The sequence below is a fragment of the Cupriavidus consociatus genome (assembly GCF_017814975.1).
Taxonomy (GTDB): Bacteria; Pseudomonadota; Gammaproteobacteria; order Burkholderiales; family Burkholderiaceae; genus Cupriavidus; species Cupriavidus consociatus.
Window position 1 is genome coordinate 125475 of sequence record NZ_JAGIQA010000004.1, and the last position, 22451, is coordinate 147925.

Consider the following 22451-nt stretch of genomic DNA (forward strand, 5'->3'; position numbering starts at 1 on the left):
GTATTGTCGTGATTGGATGCGGCAGTGTAACTGAGTCCGGCACCCCGCCCGGCCCGCCAGCGCCCGATGGCGCACAGGCGGGCCGTGCCATGCGGCGTATTCGGCGTATGCGCCGGATTGCGACACGTGTCCCGTTGCATGCCCCGTTTTGCGGTCTACGATGATTCTGACAGTCCCGGCGCGGCCGGGCCGCATGGAGGATGCCATGGCATTGACGGACTCAAGGGATCTCGCGGTCACCACCCAAAACGCGCGTTCGGTCGAGCTGTACGAGACGGCATTGCGACTGCTGAACGGCTACTATGGCGACCCGCTCGGCGTCATCGACGCCGCGCTCGACGCCGATCCCGGCTTCGCCATGGGTCATGCGTTGCGCGCGGGCCTGATGCTGACCGCCGGCGACGGCACCGCCGAGCCCATGCTGCGCCACAGCGTGGAAGCCGGCGAGGCGCTTGGCAGGCTGAACGAACGCGAGCGGCGCCACCTGGGTGCCGCGCGCGCATGGCTGGACGGCGAGTTTGAGCGCTCGCTGCGGCTGTACGGCGATATCGTGGTCGACTATCCACGCGACCTGCTGGCGATCCAGGTGGCGCACCTGGGCGACTTTTTGCTGGGGCAGAGTTCGATGCTGCGCGACCGCGTCGCGCAGGTGCTGCCGCACTGGGACGAGGGCATGCCGGGCTACGGCTACCTGCTCGGCATGCATGCGTTCGGGCTGGAAGAAACCCAGCTCTACGGCCGCGCCGAGGAAAGCGGCCGGCGCGCGCTGGAACTGAACCCGCGCGACCCGTGGGCCGTGCACGCGGTGGCGCACGTGATGGAGATGCAGGGCCGGCTGGACGACGGCATCGCCTGGCTGAACGCACGCCGCGATGACTGGTCCGAGGACAACATGCTGGCTGTGCACAACTGGTGGCACCTGGCATTGTTCCAGCTCGAAGCAGGCAACACCGATGACGTGCTGGCGCTGTACGACCGCGAGATCAGCCGCCCGGCGCCGGCGATCGCGCTGGACCTGGTGGATGCCTCCGCGCTGCTGTGGCGGCTGCACCTGCGCGGCGTGGATGTGGGCACGCGCTGGCAGCCGGTGGCGGACGACTGGCTGGGCCGCGGCGCGGCCGGCTACTACGCCTTCAACGACGTCCATGCGGTGATGGCGAGCCTGGGCGCGCACCGGCCGGCGGCCGTCGACCAGCTGCGTGCCGCGCTCGAGCGCGCCGCGCTGGGCAACGGCACCAACGCCATGATGGCGCGCGACGTAGGCCTGCCGCTGGCCGATGCGCTGATTGCGTTCGAGCAGCGCGATTACGCGGGCGCGATCGACCTGCTGCTGCCGGTGCGGCTGATCGCCCATCGCTTCGGTGGCAGCCATGCGCAGCGCGACGTGATCGGCCTGACGCTGCTCGAGTCGGCGCTGCGTGCCGGCCGCCGCAACCTGGCCATTGCGCTGACGGCCGAGCGTGCCGCGCTCAAGCCCATGAGCCCGAGCCTGCACCGGCTGGTGCAGCGCGCGGACAGCTGCCGGCCATGACGCGTCACAGCGAGGCGCTCCAGCGCCGCCTATACTGCACCTGGCTCGCCCCAGACTGCACCTGCCTGCATCTGACCCCCGCCCCGACCCCGCACCTGACCGGAGACCGCCCCATGCCGAACCGCTTCCGCTCGCTGATGCTCGTCGCCAGCGCCACGCTGGCGCTGGCCGGTGTACCTGCCCTGGCCCACCACGGCTGGTCGACCTACGACGAGACCAAGCCCCTGACGCTGACCGGCAAGATCGTCGAGAGCCATTACGAGAACCCGCACGCGCATATCCGCATCGATGCGAGCGGCAAGCGCTGGCTGGCCATCCTCGCGCCGGTGTCGCGCATGGAAGCCCGCGGCGCCACCGCCGACAAGGTCGCCGTGGGCCGCGAGGTCACGCTGGTCGGCTATGCCAGCAAGGAAAAGGCCGACGAGCTGCGCGCCGAGCGCATCACGGTGGACGGCAAGACCGTCGAACTGCGCTGATTCGCCACGCGCGCGATGGCGGCACTGCTGGCGCAATGGAGCGAATGGGCCGCCGGGCTGGCACGGCTGCCGTTCTCGGCATCGTTGCGCGCCTCCGCGTGGGCCTACCCGGCGGTGGAAATCGTCCATCTCGCCGGCATGGCGCTGCTGTTCGGCTCCATCGTTGTGGTCGACATGCGCCTGGCCGGGCTCGGGCGCCAGCTGCCGGTCAGCCTGCTGCTGCGCCATGCACTGCCGTTCACGGTAACGGCCTTTATTGCCGTCGCCGCCAGCGGCGTGCTGCTGTTCATGGCGCATGCGGACGAGCTGGCCACCAATCCCGCCTTTCTCGCCAAGCTGTGCCTGGTCGCGCTGGCGCTGCTGAACGTCGCGTGGTTCCACACCGTGCCGTACCGGCGGCTGCATGACAGCCGGCTCGGCTGGGACGTGGAGCGCGCGCCGCCGGCCGGTGCGCGCCTCAGTGCGATCGTGTCGGTGGTGATGTGGGTGCTGGTGATCTGTGCCGGCCGCCTGATCGCCTACGTTTGAGGCGCTCCGCGCGCCGGCTGGCGCGGGAACACGGATCGCGGATGCCGCCCTGCAACCGCCCGCGAATTGTCCGACCGCCGCTCAGCCCGGTTATCCCGGTACTGGCGAAAGCGTGCCCAGCGCCGCGACCAGCGCCAGCACCGCGGTACCCGCCACCGCTTCCAGCGCCACGCTGCGCCGCAGCGCGCGCGCCGCCATGGCTGGCTGCCCTTCCGTGCGCAAGTCCTGCTCCAGCCGCGGCGCGTGGCGGAAGCGATTGGCGGCAGCCAGCGCCAGCGTCCCCAGGAAAAGCGCCAGCTTGGCGGCCAGCAAGCCGCCGTACGCCGTTGGCGACATGTCCGGCAGGACCGGACCGACGACGAAGCCATAGTTCAGCGCGCCGGTCAGCACCAGCGTGACGACAATGCCGGTGCCGATACGGGCAAAACCATTGGCCGTGCGGCTGAGCAGCGACAGCGCGGCAGGATCGGATCCCGGCCGTGCCCGCGACAGCAGCACGAACGCGGCCAGCGCACCAGCCCATGCGCCCGCGGCAAGCAAGTGCGCCGCGTCGGCAGCCAGGTGCACGTAGTGGCCGATGCCCTCGCTCATCGCGCCGTGGCCGCCCCAGGGCAGCGATGCCAGCGCCACCGCCGACAGCATCGCCAGCAATACGGCCTGCGCGACAGGCCGGGCGCGCAGCGCCAGCGCCCCTGGCAGGCACAGCACCAGCGCCGCCACGCGCACCGACCAGGCCATGCCGTACGCCGTGCCGGTCAGGAGCATGCCGAAGACATCGCGGTCCAATGCGGAGTACGACGCCGCGCCGCTCATCGTCCTGGCCATCACCAACAGCCCGGCCAGCGACAGCGCGGTGCCGGCCAGCGCGCAACCCAGCGCAATGGCCCGGCACTGCGCGGCGAACCGGGCACCGTGTTCATCGCGCCGCAGCGCAGCCAGGCAGAACAGCGGCAGGCCGAACGCCAGGCCCAGGACGACATAGAGCGCCAGGCGCAGCACCACGGCGAGCCAGTCCATGGCCCGCCATCACTTGACGGTGAAGGAGAAATTGCCGGTGACGGGATGCGTATCGGCCGACACGGCGCGCCATTCGACGCGGTAGCTGCCCGCCGGCAGCGGCTGCGCCGGCGTGATCACCATGGCCTTGGGGTCGCTGCTGGCGGATACCCTGGCTGCCATCTTCATCGGCGCATGGCTGGCCATGCCGGGCATGCCGGTCATCACCAGGTTGGCGCCGGAAAACTGCGTGACGAGGTCTTCCGAGAAGGTCAGCTCGATCTTCTGCGGCGCTGCCACCTCGGCCTTGTCGGCGGGCGAGGACGTGACCAGCCTCGGATGCGCGAGGGCCGCGCTGCTGGCCAGCGCGGCGGCCGCGGCGGCTATGGTGGCGATCAGGGGGCGCTTGATTCGCATGGTTCTGCTCCGTATTGGTAATGGGAAAAAAGGTGGCGCCCGTTCAGAACCACATGCGCACGCCGGCCACGAAGCGCGTCTCGCCGGCGCGGCCGCCGGACGTACGGATCATGTCCGCCGTGTTGCCGAAGGCCTGGTAGCGCTCGACGCCGACATACGGCGCGAACTGCCGGCTGATCTCATAGCGCAGGCGCACGCCCACGGTGCCGCTGGACAGGCCGCTGCCGATCCCGGTCTCGGGGTCGTTCTTGCCGTACAGGCTCGCCTCGATGCGCGGCTGCAGGATCAGGCGCTGCGTCAGCAGCAGCTCGTACTCGGCAGCAAGCCGCAACGCGGTGCGGCCGCTGGTGCCGACGTAGGCGGTGGCGTCGACCTCGAACCAGTACGGCGCCAGCCCCTGGATGCCGAATGCCAGCCAGTTGCGCGCGGGGCGGCCGCTGCCGGCATCGTTGCGCAGGCCCAGCTGGGTATCCCAGTAGCTGGCCACGGCATGACCCCAGAGCAGTTCCGTGCGGGCGTCATGCACCTTTCCCTTCGCAGCCTCGCCCTCGGCCTTCAGCACGAGCTTGTCGTAGCTGTTGCCGAACCACGCCTGCACCTCGTAGGCCGCGGCATTTTCACCGCTGGCATGGGCCCACTCAAGCCGGTCGACCAGCACGGAGGCGAACAGGTGTTCGTCGGCCATCACCAACTGGCGCTTGTCGCCCAGCGCGTACTTGCCGGTGCCGAGCTGGTAGCCGCCGGAGTACGCGTGCGGATCGCGCGCATCGGGCGGGGCGCTGCCCCCCTGCACCTCCATGTCGCCGTGATCCATCGCACCGGATTGCTGCATCGGCTGCATAGGTTCCATGGGCTGCATCGCCTCCATGGGCTGCATCGGCTCCATGCCTTGCATCGGGGAGGCGATTTGCGCCGGCACACCATGACCCTGGTGCTCCTGCTGCGCCTGCTGGCCTTGATGGCCCTGGTGGCCCGCATGCGGATCCTGCGCCGACGCTGTGCCCATCGCAGCCAATACCAGCACGGCGGCCACGACGCGGGTGGCGGGCCTGGCCGGCGAACGCGGAATCTTCTTCATTGCCGTCATCACGCCACCACCACTTCGCGGAACATGCCCGCATCCATATGCATCATCAGGTGGCAATGCCAGGCCCAGCGTCCCAGCGCATCGGCGGTGACAAGGAAGCTGATGCGCTGCGCCGGCTGCACGGGGATGGTGTGGCGCCGCGCCTGGAAGCTGCCGTCCGGCGCTTCCAGTTCGCTCCACATGCCATGCAGGTGCATGGGGTGGGTCATCATGGTGTCGTTGTGCAGGATCACGCGCAGCCGCTCTCCGTACTTGAAATAGATCGGCGTCGATTTGCCGAACTCCACGCCGTCGAACGACCACGTGTAGCGTTCCATGTTGCCGGTCAGGTGCAGTTCGACTTCGCGGCCCGCGCCGCGCGGATCCATCGGGCCGCCGACAGTGTGCTGGTCGGCCAGCGTCAGCACGCGCCGGCCGTTGTTGCGCAGTCCGATGCCGGGATCGTCGAGGTTGGTGCGCGCCATGTCGACGCGCATGTCGGTGCCGGCGCCATACTCGGTGCGGGCGTGGCGCGCGACCTTGCTCGGCACCTTGAGCGACGGCTCGGCCGGCATCGCCGCCATGCCGTGCTGGCTGTGATCCATGCCGTGCTGGTGGTCCATGCCCGGCATCGCGCCATGGTTCGTCGCTGCCATGCCATGCATGCTGCCGTGGTCCATGCCATGCGCACTGCCATGGCCCATGCCACCCCCGCCACCCATGTCGCCCATCATGTCAGTCATGGTCAGCCACTGCGGCTTGTCCAGCGCGGGCACGGGTGCCGACAGTCCTTCGCGCACGGCCAGCGTGCCGCGCGCATAACCGGTGCGGTCCATCGCCTGCGCGAAGACGGTGTAGGCGTCGTCCTGCGGCGCGACCACGACGTCGCAGGTCTCGCCGGGGCCGAAGCGGAACTCGTCGACGGTGACCGGCTCCAGGTCCTGCCCGTCGGCCTGCACCACGCGCAGCTTCAGACCCGGGATGCGCACGTCATAGAACGTATTGCCCGAGCCGTTGATAAAGCGCAGCCGCACGGTTTCGCCGCGGCGGAACAGCCCGGTCCAGTTGCCGGCCGGCGTGACGCCGTTGGTCAGGTAGGTCAGCGTGGCGCCGGACAAGTCCGCGAGATCGGTCGGGCTCATCCGCATCTGGTTCCACATGCGGCGCTTGTCCAGCGCCTGCTTTAACCCGTCGCGTGCCGCGTCGCGGAAGAAGTCGACGGCGGTCGGCTGGTTGTAGTTGTAGTAGTCGCTCTGCACCTTGAGCTTGGTCAGCACCCGCATCGGGTCTTCGTCGGTCCAGTCGGACAGCAGCACGGTGTAGTCGCGGTCGGCGTGTCCGTGCTCGCGACCCGCGGCCGGGTCGATGACGATGCCGCCGTAGACCCCGGTCATTTCCTGGAAGCCGGAGTGCGAGTGGTACCAGTAGCTGCCCTGCTGCGCCACCTTGAAGCGATAGGTGAAGGTCTCGCCCGGGGCGATGCCGGCAAAGCTGATGCCCGGCACGCCGTCCATCCCGAACGGCAGGATGATGCCGTGCCAGTGGATCGAGGTCGCCTCGCGCAGCCGGTTGGTGACGCGGATGGTGACGGTGTCGCCTTCGCGCCAGCGCAGCGTCGGGCCCGGCAGCATGCCGTTGATGGTGGTCGCCACCATCGGCTTGCCGGTGAAGTTGACCAGCGACTCGCCGATCACGAGGTCGAATTCGGTGCCGCGCAGCACCGGCGCGGTTCCTGCCGCCGCGGCGGCGGCGGTGGCGCGGTCGGGCGTGCTGGCCAGCGCGCTGGCGCCGCCAAACCCCGCCAGCCCGGCGACCACGCCGCCGGCCACCAGTCCCTGGACGAAACGGCGGCGTGGCAAGTCGGGAGGCGTGGGCAGCAAGAGGCCCGTAGGTCGGTGGCGTCGCATGGCTTCAAGGTGTCGATCAAGGCAAGGCAAGCGTAGCCAGCGCCACCCTACCCTCGCCTGACCGGAACATGACAATCCGGTAATCTTCCGGTCATGTTCACGCGCGCCGCGCGCGCGTAGAGTTGCCGCAACCATCGAATACAAGGAATCCGGGCCGATGAAGCTGCTGGTAGTGGAAGACGAGTCCAAGACTGGGGAATACCTTCGCCAGGGCCTGACGGAAGCGGGCTTTGTCGTCGACCTGGTGCACAACGGGCTGGACGGCCAGCACCTGGCCATGACCGAGCCCTACGACCTCGTCATCCTCGACGTGATGCTGCCGGACATGGACGGCTGGCGCATCGTGCAGGCTCTGCGTGCGGCCGAAAACGCCGTGCCGGTGCTGTTCCTGACCGCGCGCGACAGCGTGGCCGACCGCGTCAGGGGCCTGGAGCTCGGCGCTGACGACTATCTGGTCAAGCCGTTCGCCTTCTCCGAACTGCTGGCGCGCGTACGCACCCTGCTGCGGCGCGGCGCCGCGCAGATGGCGCTCGACCGGATCCAGGTGGCCGATCTCGTGCTCGACCTGGGCCGCCGGCGCGCCACCCGGGCCGGGCGCCGCATCACGCTGACCAGCAAGGAGTTCGCGCTGCTCGAGCTGCTGGCGCGGCGTCGCGGCGAAGTGCTGCCGCGCTCGCTGATCGCCTCGCAGGTGTGGGACATGAACTTCGACAGCGACAGCAACGTGATCGACGTGGCCATCCGCCGCCTGCGCGCCAAGATCGATGACGGCTTCGAGCCCCGGCTGATCCAGACCGTGCGCGGCATGGGCTATGTGCTGGAGGCGCCCGACCCGGAGGATGCGGCATGAAGGCCGGGCTGTCGCTGACGGCGCGGCTCACGATCCTGTTTTCGCTGTCGTCGGCGGCGGTGCTGCTGGGGCTGGGCGTGCTGATCTGGCTGGCGATGGACAGCCATTTCGCCGACGAGGACTATGCCGTGCTTGACGACAACGTGCGCCTGGTACGCAAGATCGCGGCCGAAGGCCCGATGGCGTCGCTGCCGCAGCGGCTGGGACAGGCGCTGGAGCACCATCCCGGCTTCATCGCCGAGGTGCGCAACGCAGATGGCCAACGCGTGTACGCAACGCACGGTTTCGATTTCGGCCCCGCGCAGGCCACCGCAGCAGCGCTGCCGGCGGATCGCGATACCTTCGCCTGGGAGCAGCGCGGGCAGGCCTACCGCGGCTTGCGCGCCGTGGCGCAGGTGCCGGGTGCCGGCGCGCTGCGCATCGTGGTCGGCATGGACACCGCGCAGCATGCTCACTTCATGCAGGCGTTCCGCCGGTCGCTGGCTTTCTACACCGCGCTCGCGGCGCTGGCCAGCGGGTTGCTGGGCTGGTGGGCGGCGCGGCGCGGGCTGGCGCCGCTGCGCACGATGGCATCGCGCGCGCGCGCGGTCACCGCGCACAAGCTCGACGAGCGCATGCCGGTGGAAGCGGTGCCGGTGGAAATGGCCGACCTGGCCGCCACGCTCAACGCCATGCTCGCACGGCTGCAGGACGACTTCAGGCGCCTGTCGGAATTCTCGTCGGACCTCGCGCATGAGTTGCGCACACCGATCACCAACCTGATGACGCAGACCGATGTGGTGCTGTCGCAGCCGCGCGATGCGGCCAAGTATCGCGAGGTGCTGGCGTCCAACGCCGAGGAGCTGCAGCGGCTCTCGCGCATGGTGTCCGACATGCTGTTCCTGGCCAAGATGGAACACGGCATCACGCTGCCCAGCGCCGAGCCCATCGCGGTCGAGCAGGAAGTCGCCGCGCTGTTCGACTTCTACGATGCGCTGGCCGAGGACAAGGGCGTGCAGCTGCGGCAGCGCGGCAGCGGCCGCATCACCGGCGACCGGCTGATGGTGCGGCGCGCGCTCAGCAACGTGCTGTCCAACGCGCTGCGGCACGCCACAGCGGGCAAGGCGATCATGGTGACGATCGTGTCGCGCGCCGACGCGCAGGAGGGTGCGCAGGCGCTGGATATCGTGGTCGAAAACGAAGGCGAAACCATTCCGCCCGACTTCCTGCCATCGCTGTTCGACCGCTTTTCGCGCGCCGACAAATCGCGCGCGCGTCCGGATTCGGACGGCACCGGGCTGGGCCTGGCGATCACGCAGGCGATCATGGCCGCGCACGGCGGTGCCATCGCCGCCGAATCGGCCGCGGGCAGGACGCGCTTCGTGCTGACGTTCCGCGCTCGGCGCGAACCGGACACCGCGCAAGTGTGATGCCTGCAGGCCGCACGGCGCGCGAAAAAAACGCCCGAGCCAGTAAGGCCGTTGGGGGAAGCTGGCAAGGGCGCAAAGACCGCCGGATGCGGCTCCAGCGGCGGTCCGATGCTACGCAATTCCGGACTGGTTGAATGGCAACAATTGTGTCGGCGGACGCCGCGCTGCACCGACCTGCAGTGCTCCGACCCGCGCTGCTCTGGCCCGCGCTGTCATGGCCCCGCTCCTAACCCGCCGGCAATTCGATCCGGAAAGTCGCGCCGGCACCTGCCGCGCTTTGCACCGTGACTTTGCCGCCATGCCGCTCGGCCACCGCGCGCACCAGCACCAGGCCCAGCCCCGTGCCGTCCGGCGCGCCCTGCCGGCCCTCGTGCAGGCGCACGAAGGGCTCGAACAGCCGCGCCTGGTCGGCCGCGTCGATGCCGGGGCCATGGTCCTGCACCGCGATCACGAAATGCCCGTGCGCGTGCGTCAGCGTCACCGTCACCTCGGCGCCGTTCGGGCTGAACTTGATGGCGTTGCTGACCACGTTGGCAATGGCCCGCACCAGCAGCGCGGGCTCGCCACTCAGCACGGCGGGCTCGTCGGGCAGGTCGACTTGCAGCGACAAGCTGCGGGCGTTGGCCAGCGCCCACAACTGGTCGGTGGCATCCAGCACCAGGCCGCCAAGTTCGACCTCGGTAAAGGCCAGCGACTGCGACTCGGCGCGCGCCACGCTGATGAAATCGTCGGCCAGCGTCATGGTGCGGCGCGCGTGGGCGGCGATGCGGTGCAGCACGGCGCTGTTGCTGTCGCCGGCGCTTCCGGCCTGCGCGGGGCGATGGGGGCCGTCGTCAGTGTCGGCGGCGCTGCGGCGGGCGCGGCGCTCGTGCAGCTCGATCAGCGCCAGGATCGATGCCTGCGGCGAGCGCATGTCATGCGACAGGAAGCGCAGCATCTGCTCGCGCTGGCGCTCGGCCACGCGGATCGCCGTGATGTCGGTGACGCTGACGATCAGCCCCGCCACCGCGCCGGATTCTCCGTGCAGCGGCGCGCCATGCACCAGGTAGCGTCGGTCGCCGCGCCCGGCCACCTCGATGCCGCCTTCGGGCACGGGCTCCGGGCCCGGCCGGACCCCGGCATGGCGGTCATGCAGCGCGTGCCAGTACGCCAGCACCGGCGCGGGCGCCGGGAACAGCGCCTCGATCACGTCGCGGATCGGCGGACGCGGCTGGCCGGTATCTCCTGCCGCGGCCATGCCTGCGAGCACCGCCGGCGCCAGCGTCACGCAGCGGCGGTTGGCCAGCATCACGCCGCCCCCCAGGTCGCAGATGGCGGTGGCATCGGGCAGGCTTTCCAGGCCGTCGGAAAGGAAGCGGCGCATGCCGCGCAGCCTGGCGCTCATGCCATAGACGGCGCGCATGCGGCTGTCCAGCGTGGCGCCGGTGTAGTGCGGCGCCGGCATCAGTCCCGGCTCGCGCTCCAGCCGCGCGAGTTCGTCGGTCAGGAAGCGCAGCGCCGCTTCCTGCCGGCGCCACGCCCATAACGGGTAGAACAGCAGGCAGCCCAGCGCAGCCGCGGCCGGGGCGAACCAGAGCCGTGCCAGCGCCAGCAGCGCCAGCGAGCCGCACAGCAGGGCCGCCAGCAGCAGCCCGGTGGCGACCAGCGCGCCGCGCGGCGGCAGCCGCAGCGCGGCCAGCGCCGCCAGCAGCACCGCCAGCAGCGTTCCCGCGAGCTGCCAGCCGCGCGGCACCGCCAGGATGGCGTCGCCGTCGGTCAGCGCCTGCAGCGTATTGGCCAGGATCTCGACGCCGCTCATGCCGCGGCCATCGCGCGACACCGGCGTGGGCAGCACGTCGCCCATGCCGGTGGCCATGGCGCCGACCAGAACCGCCTTGCCGGCAAAGCGCGCGGGATCGATGCGGCCTTCCAGCACGTCGCGCGCCGACACGCGCGCAAAGGTCCCGGGCGGGCCGGCGTAGGGGATGCGCACGCGGCCGCTGCGCTCCCAGCCGTTGCTTTCGGTGACGCGTGCGGCTTCCTGGCGATAGCTGTCCAGCGCCCGCGGTGCGCGTCCCGGTCCTGCGAGCATGTCGGCCATCACCGCCGCAAGGTGCGGCACGCCGGCGGCCTCGACCGGCTGCGGCCCTTCGCGCAGCCAGACCTGGCGCGCCACGCCGTCGGTATCGACCACCATGTTGATATGGCCGACCGCGGCGCCCAGCCCGGCCAGCGGATAGCGCACCAGCATGCCGCCGATGCCGGGCTCGGCCACCACCGGCAGCACCACGTTGCCCGCCAGCGCCAGGCTGCGCGCCAGCAGCGCGTCGTCCTGCGGATAGCGGGTATCGCGCTCGGACAGGATCACGTCGACGCCGACCGCGCGCGGGCCGCCGGCGGCGATGCGCTCGACCAGCTGCCCCAGCACCGCGCGGCGCCAGGGCCAGCGGCCGATGGCGGTGATGCTGGCGTCGTCGATGGCGACGATGACGATGTCGTCGCGGGCGGGATGGTGCTGGGCGGCGATGGCGGTGTCGTAGGCGGCCAGGTCGGCGCGCTCGGTCCAGCCCTGCCGCGCGGCCAGCAGCACCAGCGCCAGCACCGCCGCGACCAGCACGCACCATTCGGCCAGCGTGCGGCGGCCGAAGGCGCGCCCCGGCGCAACCGGCGCGCCTGGTTCAGGCGCCTCGGCCGGTTCAGTGGAGGCGGATGCGGCCACCGCCACCCGTCCCGCCGCCCGTCCCGCCGCCCGTCCCGCCGCCAGCGCCGATGGCACCGCCAGTGCCGTCCATCAGGTAGGGGACGATCTCGATGCGCTGCGGCGCGGAGAATGCCGCCGGGTCAGGCACCGTGCCCGGCGCCGCGCGGGCAACCCGCACGTAGTAGATACCGGGCGCCGGGCGCGGCAGCTCGATGGCGTTGGTTTCGCTGTGCTGGTCCGCCAGCAGCGTGGCAAAGCCGGCATCGGCGGACAATTGGACCCGGTAGCCGGTGCCCGCGCCACGGTCCGCTGGCCAGCCGATCTGCAGCGTCTTGCCGTCGTCCTGCATCGACGGCACCGGACCCGGTGGCTCGACGCGATAGGCGACCGGCGCCGACCAGGGGCCCGGCCGGCCCGCGGCGTCGACGCTGCGCACGCGCCACCAGTACTGGCCAGGCGCCTGCGGCTGCGCGCTGGCGGGGCCGTCGGCGGGGTGCAGTGCCACCTCGCCGGCGAAGCCGGCATCTGTGGCCACGGCCAGTTCGTAGCTGCCGGCGCTGGGCACCGTCGCCCACGCGAACGCCACTGTCTCGCCGTAGCGCACCGCATCGGCGGCGGGCTGCAGCGTAAACGGCGCCGGCGGATTCAGCCGCACGGCCACCGGCGCCTGCGCGGCAAGCCCGGTCAGCCGGTTGGCATCGATGGCGCTGACAGCAAGATAGAGCGTGCCTTCCGGCAGGCCCTCCGGACGCGCGCGGGTGTCGGTGGTGGTGCCGCTCCAGGCCAGCTCTGTCAGCGCCGCGTCGCGCGCCACCGTGACGCGGTATGCGCTGGCGCCGGGCACCGGCTGCCAGGCCGCGTCGAAGGCCGGGCCCAGCACGGTATCGGCCGGAGGCAGCAGCACCGGCGCCCGCAGCAGCGCCACCGGCTGCGACAGCCGGCCACGGTCCGACACACCGACGCCGTAGCCGGCGCTCACTTGCGCCGACGCCGTCATGGCGCGACCGGCGGGGGCGGGTACAGGCCTGGCCTGGCGCGCCGCGCTGACGCCGACGCGGCCTTCCAGCACCTCGCTGCGGCTGCCGGCGGCATCGGCCGCGACCCGGTAGCTGGTGCCGCGCACGCCCGTGACCATCATCGGCGTGTGCAACTCGAAGCGGCCCACCCCGCTGCCCTCGGGCGCCACGCGGGTATCGGTGCCGCCCTGGTCGATGCGGATCACGGTATCGGTCAGGCCGCTGCGCGTGAACGTACGCAGCCGGTGCACGGCCACCGCGGTATTTGGCGGCAATGTGATGCGGCTGCGATCGGGCAGTTCCAGCGTGACCGAGCCGACCGCCGGAGTCTCGATCCGTGCCGATTCGTCCAGCGACATGCCCACCTGCACCGGACGGCCGTTAGCGCGCACTGCGCCGTTGACATAGACTACGCGCGCCGACGCGGCCTGCTCGGGGATCTGGCTCAGCGGGATGCGCAGCCGCGAGCCGGGCACCAGCCGGTAGGGGTCCGCCACGCCGTTGAGCCGCTGCAGCGTGCGCCAGCCGTCGGGCGCCGCCATGTAGCGCTCGGCCAGGCCGATCAGGGTATCGCCCGGCTCAACCACGTACAGGAAATCGGCGCCCTCCGCGCCCGCCGGCCCGGCCTGGGCCGGACTTGCCACGCCGGCCATCCAGGCCAGCGCAGCCGTGCCGATCCACTTACGCATCCGCCCCGGCCTCGTCAGCTTCCGCTTCGGCCGCGGAAATTTCCTCAAAGCGATAGCCATGCGAATACACCGACGTCAGCCGCACGCCGTTTTCGGGGCGCAACGCCAGCTTCAGCCGCAGCCGCGAGATATGGGTATCGAGCGTGCGCGAGCCGGCGCCCATGGCACGGCCCCAGACCGCCTGCTCCACCACCTCGCGCGCCAGCAGGCGCCCGGTATTGCGGAACAGGAACAGTGCCAGCTCATACTCGCGCGGCGACAGCTGCGCTGGCTGGCCGCCGATGGTGATGGCGCGGGTATGGGGATCGACGGTGTAGTTGCCGCGCCGGATCAGCTCGACTTCCTGCGCGGCCTCGGGATAGGCGCGGCGCAGCAGCGAGCGCGCGCGCGCGACCAGCTCGCCGGCACGGATGGGCTTGAGCATGTAGTCATCGGCGCCGACACTCAGGCCGGCGACGATGTCGGCCTCGCCGGTACGGCTGGTGACAAACAGGATCGGCGGCATGTTGCCGGATTTCTGGCGCACCCAGCTGACCAGTTCATAGCCGCTGGTGCCGGGCAGCTGCCAGTCGACCATCAGCAGGTCAAACGCCCGTTCGCGCAGCGCGCGCAGGAAATCGGCGCCATTGGCGAACGATTCGCACTCGAAACCGGCCTCGCTCAAAATCTGCCGGATCAGCTCGGCCTGATCCGGATCGTCCTCCACCGAGGCAATTCTCATCCACTCCCCCCTGCCTACTGCGACTGCCACTGCGACTGCGCGCCGGGCAATACTGACGGCTCTGATATCCACCCTGGCGGGCGCGGCCCATGGTCAATCGCGCGGCAAGCGTGGCCGAAGCAAGCCGGAAGCTGCAATGTTACCTAACAGCGACACCCGCCGTCGAGGCTCCCGACGAGGGGCATGGTGCAACATGCCGGGATCGGCCATCGATCCGTGGCGAAAAACCGGCCAATGGCAATGATCGCGCGGAGGCGGGGAGATCGGTGCGCCTGATAGCTGACGACCAGGAGAGAGGGAGCCGGGGAGTCGCGCAGGCGCGCGGCTGGGAAGCGGATAAGTCGACGTCGGCAGTGGTCACCAGGTCGTTCAGCTTTCGGCAGGCGGTCAGCGTCTTTCCTTTGCAGCCATTCTTTGGCATGCCGGGCAATCGCAACTGCGGGCATCGACCTCGGCGCCGCATCCGGACGGCAGACAACACCGACCGGCAATCGGGACTTACCCTGCCGGAGACAACAGCGCCACGTCGAAGCATTTTTACAGGGGTTCACCCTATATACGTCGCGCGAGAATCGTTCTTCGAAATGGGGCGATGCGGCGTTTCTACCCGCCGGATTTGCACCGGATCGATGCCCGCCGCACTCGAAGGATAAAAACATCCCCCGAATGTGGTAATGCCATTTGAAACAAAGCGAAACAATGCACCGAAATGCAAGCGTTCCGCACCAGGAACCGCCATTCCGCCAGCAATCAAGGTGCATTCCTCTGAAATTCAGTCGAAACCGCGAGGGCAGCCGCACTCAGGGAATTCACTGAATCGAATGCGAAGTAGAAGACGTTAATATCTCCTATCGGAACCTCTCATCATGATTAGGCGCTTCGCCTGATTGACACATCGGGAAAATTCGGCAGAATGATTCCCACTTGTGCAGCGCCCTTTGGGGTGTGTCATTTGGTGTGTTGTTCCGTGATGTTTTCGGTTGTCACGACAGCGACATATCGAGGTGATACGGATGCAGCAGCGGAACTCAAGAAACCGTTGCCTGCGTTGCACACGGTGTATAACGAGCGTTTTTCGCTCATTTTGAAATCCAAGGTTGAGATAGATATGGAAACCGGTACCGTTAAGTGGTTCAACGACGCCAAGGGCTTCGGCTTCATCACGCCGGATGCAGGCGGCAACGATCTGTTCGCGCACTTCTCCGCAATCGAAGGCTCGGGCTTCAAGTCGTTGAAGGAAGGCCAGAAGGTGCGCTACGTCAAGGCCATGGGCCAGAAGGGCGAGCAAGCCACCAAGATTCAGGCCGTCTGATACCGGTTTGAAGACCGGGCCGGTCCCGCGGCGTCTCGCGACGCTGCGCCGCCCAGCAAGCCCCGCAGCTCCGGCGCGGGGCTTTTCTTTTGCGCGCCGGCATTGTGCCGCTGCCTGCCTGCCGCCTGCCAGGGCGCCGCGGTGCGCGGGTTGATGTTGCTATAATCGCCCGACCCACAATCACCGCCCGCGCGTGGGCGCGCACACCGTTGCGTGCGCTGCGCGGGTGCAGCGTGTCGAGGAGTTACGTGGCCGGTACTCAGATCGCAACGCAAGACACCCCCGCAGCCGTGGCCGGCTCCAGCGCAGGAGCTGCCGCGTCTGCCGGCAGTTCCTTCCATGCCGCGCTGCGCATCCTGCCGGCGCACCAGCGCCAGGCCATGTTCGAGATCTACGCGTTCTGCCGCGCGGTCGACGACATTGCCGACGGCAGCGCCCCGCATGCCGAGCGCCTGGCCGGTCTCGATGCGTGGCGCTGCGACATCGCCGCCTGCTACGCCGGCAGTCCGCCCGCGGCGCTGCAGGCGCTGGCCGCGCAGATCCGCGCCTTTGACCTGCAGCAGCAGGATTTCCTCGCCGTCATCGACGGCATGACCATGGACGTGGTGCAGGACATCCGCGCCCCCGACGCCGCCACCCTCGATTTGTATTGCGACCGCGTGGCGAGCGCCGTTGGGCGGCTGGCGGTGCGCGTGTTCGGCCTGGAAACCTCGTGCGGCATTGCGTTGGCGCACCACCTGGGGCGCGCGCTGCAGCTGACCAACATCCTGCGCGACATCGACGAGGATGCCGCCATCGGCCGCCTTTACCTGCCGGCCGAGGCGCTGGCCGCCGCCGGCATCGATGCCGCGGGCGCCACGCCGCAGGCGGTGGTCGCGCACGCGGCAATCGGCCAGGCCTGCGCGGCACTGGCCCAGGAAGCGCAGGCGCACTACGACCAGGCCGATGCCATCATGGCGCGCTGCCCGGCACGGCTGGTGCGCTCGCCGCGCATCATGTCCGACGTCTACCACCGCATCCTCGCCCGCCTGCGCATGCAGGGCTGGCGGGCGCCGCGCCAGCGCGTGCGCCTGCCGCGCGCGCAGTTGCTCTGGATCATGCTGCGCCACGCCATTGGCTGAGCGCGGCATGCCGTTGCCGGCGATGTAAGCCGATGCAAGCCGAGGCCGGGCGCGGATCGTCCCGCCCGCGCCGGCACAAGGAGTCCGCATGTCGATCAACGAGACCGCCTTCGGCACGACAGCCCCGCCCGTCCGGATCGCCGCCGATCCCGCTTTCGCCTCTGCGCCGGCCCAGCGATCTGCCGCACAGGAACTCGACCACGGCATCGGCCTCGCGGTCGATACGCTGCTGCACCAGCAGCGCCCCGATGGCCACTGGGTCTACGAACTGGAAGCCGACGCCACCATCCCGGCCGAATATGTGCTGCTGGTGCACTACCTGGGCGAGGCGCCCGACCTGGCGCTCGAAGCCCGCATCGCGCGCTACCTGCGCCGCATCCAGAACGCCGATGGCGGCTGGCCGCTGTTCCAGGACGGCAAGGCGGACATCAGCGCCAGCGTCAAGGCGTACTTCGCGCTGAAGATGGCGGGCGACGATCCGCAGGCGCCGCACATGGCGCGCGCGCGCCAGGCCATCCAGGCCATGGGCGGCGCCGCGGCCAGCAATGTGTTCACGCGCACGCTGCTGGCGCTGTACGGCGTGATGCCGTGGTCGGCGGTGCCGATGATGCCGGTGGAAATCATGCTGCTGCCGCGCTGGTTCCCATTCCACCTGTCCAAGGTCTCTTACTGGGCGCGCACGGTGATCGTGCCGCTGCTGGTACTGAACAGCCTGCGCCCGCGCGCGCGCAACCCGCGCGGTGTCGGCATCGACGAACTCTTTTCCAACCCGCGCCGCAGCGTCGGCCTGGCGCCGCGCGCGCCGCACCAGCATGCCGGCTGGTACAACCTGTTCCGGGGGCTCGACGCGCTGCTGCGCGTGGCCGAGCCGGCGTTCCCGCGCATGCTGCGCCGGCGCGCCATCGCCGCGGCGCAACGGTTCGTGCGCGAGCGGCTGAATGGCGACGACGGGCTCGGCGCGATCTTTCCGGCGATGGCCAACAGCGTGATGATGTTCGACGTGCTGGGCGTGCCGGCCGACGATCCCGCGCGCGCGGTGGCGCGGCGCTCGGTCGAGCGGCTGCTGGCCGAGCATGGCGACGAGGCCTACTGCCAGCCCTGCCTGTCGCCGGTGTGGGACACCGCGCTGGCCGCGCAAGCGCTGCTCGAGACCGGCGAGGCGCGCGCGGCCGCGGCCGTGGGCCACGCGCTCGACTGGCTCAAGCCGCTGCAGGTGCTGGACCTGCGCGGCGACTGGAGCGTGCGCCGACCGCGCGTGCGTCCGGGTGGATGGGCCTTCCAGTACGCCAACGCGCATTACCCGGATGTCGACGACACCGCCGTGGTGGCGGCGGCGATGGACCGCTACATGCGCGAGCACGCCGCGCCGGGCCGCTACGGCGAAGCGGTGGCGCGCGCCGCCGAATGGATCGTCGGCATGCAGAGCGGCAACGGCGGCTGGGGGGCGTTCGAACCCGAGAACACGCACCTGTACCTGAACAACATCCCGTTCGCCGACCACGGCGCGCTGCTCGACCCGCCCACCGCGGACGTCTCGGCGCGCTGCCTGTCGATGCTGTGCCAGACCGGCGCCACGCCCGCCTGCAGCGAGCCCGCCGCGCGCGCGCTGCGCTATTTGCTGGCCGAGCAGATGCCGGATGGCAGCTGGTTCGGCCGCTGGGGCACCAACTACATCTACGGTACCTGGAGCGCGCTGTGCGCGCTGAACGCGGCCGGCCTTGGGCCCGACGCGCCCGCGGTGCGGCGCGCCGCCGACTGGCTGGCCGGCATCCAGAACGACGATGGCGGCTGGGGCGAAGACGGCGCCAGCTACCGGCTCGACTACCGCGGCTATGAGGCCGCGCCCAGCGTCGCATCGCAGACTGCGTGGGCTTTGCTGGCGCTGATGGCAGCCGGCGCCGTGCAGCACCCGGCGGTCGCGCGCGGCATCGGCTACCTGCTGCGCACGCAGCGCCCGGCGCGGGAAGGCGGGCTCTGGCACGAGCCGCGCTTCACCGCCGTGGGTTTCCCGCGCGTGTTCTACCTGCGTTATCACGGCTACGCACGCTATTTCCCGCTGTGGGCGCTGGCGCGCTACCGCAACCTGCAGCGCGGCGGTGGCGGCCGCGTGGCGTGGGGCCTATGAACGCACCCTTCGCGCCCTTCGTCATGGTCGTCACCGGCATGGATTTCGAGGCCGGCATCGCCGCCGGCCCGCATTGCCGCGTGGTGCACGGGCTGCGCGGCATCGCGCTGGAACAGGAAGTGTCGGCCATGGCCAGCCGCGCGTGCCGGGGCATCGTCAGCTTCGGCGTCGCCGGCGGGCTGGATCCGGCGCTGGCGCCGGGCGACCTGGTCATTGCCGCTGAGGTCCGCGCGGCCGGCGAACGCTACGACACCGCGCCCGACTGGACCCACGCGCTGCACGCGGCGCTGCCGCATGCCCGGGTCGGCCCTATCGCCGGCACGGACGAGCCGGTGCTCGGCGTCGCCGCCAAGCAGGCGCTGCGGCAGGCCAGCGGCGCGCTGTGCGTCGACATGGAATCGCATCTCGCCGCGCGCATGGCCGCCGCCTGCCGGCTGCCGTTCGCGGCTTGCCGCGTGGTCATCGACCCGGCCAGCCGCGCCGTGCCCGCCGCCGCGGCGGCGGGGATGGGGGAAGGCGGCAGGACCGATGTGGCGGCGGTGGTGGGCGGGCTGCTGCGCGCGCCGTGGCAATTGCCGGCGCTGCTGCGGCTGGCGGGCGATGCCGCCGCGGCGCGGGGCGCGCTGCGGGCGGCCAGGCTGGCGGTGGGCGACGGCTTTGCGCTGCGCGACGTGCTGCAGCAGTAGCGCGCCGGTTCAGCCGCGCTTCCTCCAGACTGCCTTAGCCGAACTTCCTCACCGCATCCAGCGCCAGCCCGCTGCCGATGCTGCCGAACCGGTCGCCTTCGACGCAGCGCGCCTGCGGCAGCAGCGCCGCCAGACGCTGGCGCAGCAACGGCACGCTGCTGGAACCGCCGGTGAAGAAGATGGTATCGACGCCGTTGCCGGCCACGCCGGCATCAACCAGCAGTTGCTGGACGGTCTTCTCGGTCCTGGCGACCAGCTTCTCGATCGACGCATCGAACTCGTCGCGTGTGATCGTCAGCATCAGCCCCTGCTCCAGCCGGTGCAGGTCGACCTCGGTGCTGGCCGCATCCGACAGCGCGATCTTGGCGCCTTCCACCTGGATCGCCAGCCAGTGGCCGGCACGCTCGCGGATCAGCCGCACCAGGCGGTCGAGGCTGACGGTGTCGGCGGCATCGCGGTAGTTGTCCATCACCACCGACCAGGCCTTGCGCGTGTAGACATAGTTGATGGTGTGCCAGCTGGCCAGGTCGAAATACTGGCTCGACGGCATCGCCTTGCCGTTGCGCAGCTGGCTGCCCAGCCCGAGCAGCGGCATGGCGCGCGCCAGGCTGAGAGCGCGGTCGAAGTCGGTACCACCGATATGCACACCACCATTGGCGAGGATATCCTCCCTGCGGTCGGTCTTGCGGGCGCGTTCGGGCGACAGGCGCACCAGCGAGAAGTCCGAGGTGCCGCCGCCGATATCGGCCACCAGCACCAGCTCCTCGCGCGAGATGCCGGCTTCGTAGTCGAACGCCGCGGCAATCGGTTCGTACTGGAACGCAATCTCGGCAAAACCCGCGTCGCGCGCGATCTCGGCCAGCGTTTCTTCGGCGAGCCGGTCGGCGGCCGGATCTTCGTCAATGAAGAACACCGGGCGGCCCAGCACCGCGTGCGAAAAGGTAGTGCCACCGGCCTGCTCGGCGCGGGACTTCAGTTCGCGGATGAAATGCGCCAGCAGCTTGCGGAACGGCATGGCCTGTCCCATCACCTCGGTGCTGTCGTCCATCATCGAAGTGCCGAGCAGGCTCTTGAGCGAGCGCATCAGCCGCCCTTCATAGCCGGCCAGGTAGTCGCCGAGCGCGGCGCGGCCATAGCTGACCAGTGGATCCTCGGCGTGGAAGAAGATCACCGACGGCAGCGTCGCCTTGCCGTCTTCCAGCGGCAGCAGTGCCGCGGGGCGGTCCGGGCGGCTCCAGCCTACAGTTGAGTTGGACGTGCCGAAGTCCAGGCCGCATGCGTTTGACATCATTGATTCCAAGTTTTCCTGCAAGACACCACATCAGTTGCCGCTGGCCGCGGGCAGCGCCGCTGGGACGCGAGTTCCGGGCGGGGGCGCCATTGTAGGGCAGGCGCGCGGCAGCCCCCCGATTTCAGGCGACGGGGTCGGCGGCGGGTTCCAGCATCGGCGTGGCGTGGCCCGGCACCGGGGCGGCCATCGACGACGCCAGCACATAGCGGTCGCGCCCGTGTTCCTTGGCGCAGTACAGCGCGCGGTCGGCATCGGCGAACAGCGCGCGCCACAGGCCCTCCTTGCTGCCCGGGCCGCCGCGCAGCTGCGCCACGCCGATGCTGACGCCGGCAAAGCCCTGCGCGCCGGGCAGCGCGATCCCGCGCACCTTGCGCAGGATGCGGTTGGCCAGCGCGGACGCCTGCTGCTCATCGGTGTGCGGGCACAGGATGCAGAACTCCTCCCCGCCATAGCGCCCGGCCACATCCGAGGCGCGGCGCGAGTTGTCCAGCGCGTGCGCCACTTCGCGCAGCACCGCATCGCCGGCATGGTGGCCGAAGGTATCGTTGACCTGCTTGAAGTAGTCGATGTCGATCACCAGACAGGACAGCGGCAGCCCGTCGCGCTGCCAGCGCGCCACCAATTGCAGCGCCGACATCTCCAGCGCGCCGCGGTTGAGCAGGCCGGTCAGCGCATCGACGCGCGCGCCGCTCTCGTTGTGCGCGACGATCTGCTCCATCGCCATCACGGTGAAGCCGAACAGGCCCAGCAGCGTCGCGATCAACGGCGCCAGCATCCAGGCCGAGCCGGCAGGGCCGGCGAAGAACAGGATCATCGGCGGGGCACCGGCACCGGCAGGCTGCATGGCATGGCTGAAGCCGGCCAGCTGCGTGGCCAGCTGCACCAGGCTCGCGACCAGCACCAGCGGGGCACCGATGCTGCGCCGCCCACGCCCGGCGCGCGCCAGCGTGGCAAAGGTGGCCAGCGACAACAGCGCCAGCACGCCGTAAACCACGCGCAGCACCAGGTGCGGCCCCTCGGGCAGTCCGCCGGCGGTCACCATGACGCCCAGCACGATGGCGGCCGCGGCGGCCAGCGCGCCGTGGTGCGCCGGCACACCATAGTAGACACGCACGCCACGGTAGATCATCAGCCAGCCAATGACGAAGGCACCCGCCCCTGGCGTGCCAAGGTGAAGGGTTCCGGTGGCCGCGCTCAACGCCAGCGCCAGGCCCGCGCCCGATGCCAGCACATGCCCCGATGCCCACAGGCGCCCCGCCTCGCTCGCGCGCAGCGCGAACACCAGCCCCGCCGCGATCACCAGCGTGCTGCAGGAAAACACCATCATCACGACCGCAATGGTCTGCTGGTCCAGGTGCACGGGAATCCTCAAGGAGGCCTCAAGGAGGCGGTCCGCCTTGCCGTCAATCCGTTGGGCGGGACTGCGGCCAGGCGACGGTCACGACACGCCGGGGCAGGCCGCCGGCGCTCGGCAAACGCGCATGATAGCCCGCGCACGGTGGCAGATGGCACCCCCGTCTAGCCGGGGGCGTGCATGACGGGCCTGTTGTGGACCCGACGCCGCTGCCCGGCTCTGTCGCACTGGCGTTTTTATGCAACACCCACGGGCGCGCCGAAGGATGCCTCTAAC

At 70.2% G+C, this 22451-nt stretch carries 19 protein-coding genes; 9 read left to right on the forward strand and 10 right to left on the reverse strand.

The window, feature by feature from the left end:
• The first annotated feature begins 205 nt into the window (after positions 1 to 205).
• From J8I82_RS07250 to J8I82_RS07260, 3 genes are all read left to right on the forward strand, one after another.
• The gene (locus J8I82_RS07250) at positions 206 to 1531 is read left to right on the forward strand and encodes a tetratricopeptide repeat protein (protein ID WP_209755813.1); all 1326 of its coding nucleotides are present in this window, start codon (positions 206 to 208) and stop codon (positions 1529 to 1531) included.
• 113 nt (positions 1532 to 1644) lie between these two features.
• A complete protein-coding gene (locus J8I82_RS07255; RefSeq protein ID WP_209755815.1) occupies positions 1645 to 2007 on the forward strand; it encodes a DUF6152 family protein in 363 nt (120 codons plus the stop codon).
• A gap of 15 nt (positions 2008 to 2022) precedes the next feature.
• Positions 2023 to 2535, forward strand: coding sequence for a DUF6644 family protein (locus tag J8I82_RS07260; RefSeq protein WP_209755817.1), 513 nt, complete (start codon positions 2023 to 2025; stop codon positions 2533 to 2535).
• A 90-nt stretch (positions 2536 to 2625) separates the two neighbouring features.
• Here the strand turns inward: J8I82_RS07260 and copD are convergent, their stop codons facing one another.
• Genes copD through J8I82_RS07280 form a run of 4 tightly spaced genes read right to left on the reverse strand, consistent with a single transcriptional unit; the run spans position 2626 to position 6921 of the window.
• Positions 2626 to 3552: a copper homeostasis membrane protein CopD gene (gene copD / locus J8I82_RS07265; RefSeq protein ID WP_209755819.1), complete on the reverse strand. Its 927-nt coding sequence runs from the start codon at positions 3550 to 3552 to the stop codon at positions 2626 to 2628.
• Between the two features lie 9 nt (positions 3553 to 3561).
• On the reverse strand, positions 3562 to 3948 hold the full coding sequence (gene copC / locus J8I82_RS07270; RefSeq protein ID WP_209755821.1) for a copper homeostasis periplasmic binding protein CopC: 387 nt from the start codon (positions 3946 to 3948) through the stop codon (positions 3562 to 3564).
• A gap of 43 nt (positions 3949 to 3991) precedes the next feature.
• On the reverse strand, positions 3992 to 5026 hold the full coding sequence (locus J8I82_RS07275) for a copper resistance protein B (protein ID WP_209755823.1): 1035 nt from the start codon (positions 5024 to 5026) through the stop codon (positions 3992 to 3994).
• Positions 5027 to 5034: 8 nt separating this feature from the next.
• Positions 5035 to 6921, reverse strand: a complete 1887-nt coding sequence (locus J8I82_RS07280) for a copper resistance system multicopper oxidase (RefSeq protein WP_245179515.1) — start codon at positions 6919 to 6921, stop codon at positions 5035 to 5037.
• Positions 6922 to 7078: 157 nt separating this feature from the next.
• On the opposite strand from J8I82_RS07280, the gene J8I82_RS07285 reads away from it, so the two are divergent.
• Both J8I82_RS07285 and J8I82_RS07290 read left to right on the forward strand, forming a co-directional pair.
• Positions 7079 to 7771, forward strand: coding sequence for a heavy metal response regulator transcription factor (locus tag J8I82_RS07285; protein ID WP_209755826.1), 693 nt, complete (start codon positions 7079 to 7081; stop codon positions 7769 to 7771).
• Positions 7768 to 9180, forward strand: coding sequence for a heavy metal sensor histidine kinase (locus J8I82_RS07290; RefSeq protein WP_209755827.1), 1413 nt, complete (start codon positions 7768 to 7770; stop codon positions 9178 to 9180). Before J8I82_RS07285 ends, J8I82_RS07290 begins: the two co-directional genes overlap by 4 nt.
• Before the next feature lie 226 nt (positions 9181 to 9406).
• Here the strand turns inward: J8I82_RS07290 and J8I82_RS07295 are convergent, their stop codons facing one another.
• The 4 genes from J8I82_RS07295 to J8I82_RS07310 form a co-directional block, all read right to left on the reverse strand.
• Complete coding sequence (locus tag J8I82_RS07295; protein WP_209755828.1) at positions 9407 to 11878, reverse strand: CHASE2 domain-containing protein; 2472 nt, start codon at positions 11876 to 11878, stop codon at positions 9407 to 9409.
• Positions 11856 to 13565: a FecR domain-containing protein gene (locus J8I82_RS07300; protein ID WP_209755829.1), complete on the reverse strand. Its 1710-nt coding sequence runs from the start codon at positions 13563 to 13565 to the stop codon at positions 11856 to 11858. The genes J8I82_RS07295 and J8I82_RS07300 overlap by 23 nt, the downstream gene beginning before the upstream one ends.
• Positions 13558 to 14286, reverse strand: a complete 729-nt coding sequence (locus J8I82_RS07305) for a response regulator transcription factor (protein WP_209755830.1) — start codon at positions 14284 to 14286, stop codon at positions 13558 to 13560. Before J8I82_RS07305 ends, J8I82_RS07300 begins: the two co-directional genes overlap by 8 nt.
• A 547-nt stretch (positions 14287 to 14833) precedes the next feature.
• Complete coding sequence (locus J8I82_RS07310) at positions 14834 to 15040, reverse strand: hypothetical protein (protein ID WP_209755831.1); 207 nt, start codon at positions 15038 to 15040, stop codon at positions 14834 to 14836.
• 354 nt (positions 15041 to 15394) lie between these two features.
• Here J8I82_RS07310 and J8I82_RS07315 point away from each other — a divergent pair, with 354 nt between their 5' ends.
• From J8I82_RS07315 to J8I82_RS07330, 4 genes are all read left to right on the forward strand, one after another.
• Complete coding sequence (locus tag J8I82_RS07315; RefSeq protein WP_029045406.1) at positions 15395 to 15598, forward strand: cold-shock protein; 204 nt, start codon at positions 15395 to 15397, stop codon at positions 15596 to 15598.
• Between the two features lie 248 nt (positions 15599 to 15846).
• A complete protein-coding gene (gene hpnD / locus J8I82_RS07320) occupies positions 15847 to 16719 on the forward strand; it encodes a presqualene diphosphate synthase HpnD (RefSeq protein ID WP_209755832.1) in 873 nt (290 codons plus the stop codon).
• Positions 16720 to 16807: 88 nt separating this feature from the next.
• Positions 16808 to 18844, forward strand: coding sequence for a squalene--hopene cyclase (gene shc, locus J8I82_RS07325; protein ID WP_209755834.1), 2037 nt, complete (start codon positions 16808 to 16810; stop codon positions 18842 to 18844).
• Positions 18841 to 19530, forward strand: coding sequence for a phosphorylase (locus J8I82_RS07330; protein ID WP_209755836.1), 690 nt, complete (start codon positions 18841 to 18843; stop codon positions 19528 to 19530). Before shc ends, J8I82_RS07330 begins: the two co-directional genes overlap by 4 nt.
• Positions 19531 to 19564: 34 nt before the next feature.
• Here J8I82_RS07330 and J8I82_RS07335 read toward each other — a convergent pair whose 3' ends face one another.
• Both J8I82_RS07335 and J8I82_RS07340 read right to left on the reverse strand, forming a co-directional pair.
• Complete coding sequence (locus J8I82_RS07335) at positions 19565 to 20821, reverse strand: Hsp70 family protein (RefSeq protein WP_209755838.1); 1257 nt, start codon at positions 20819 to 20821, stop codon at positions 19565 to 19567.
• Positions 20822 to 20942: 121 nt separating this feature from the next.
• Entirely contained in the window at positions 20943 to 22181 is a 1239-nt protein-coding gene (locus tag J8I82_RS07340) for a GGDEF domain-containing protein (protein WP_209755839.1), read from the reverse strand.
• Between the last annotated feature and the right edge of the window lie 270 nt (positions 22182 to 22451).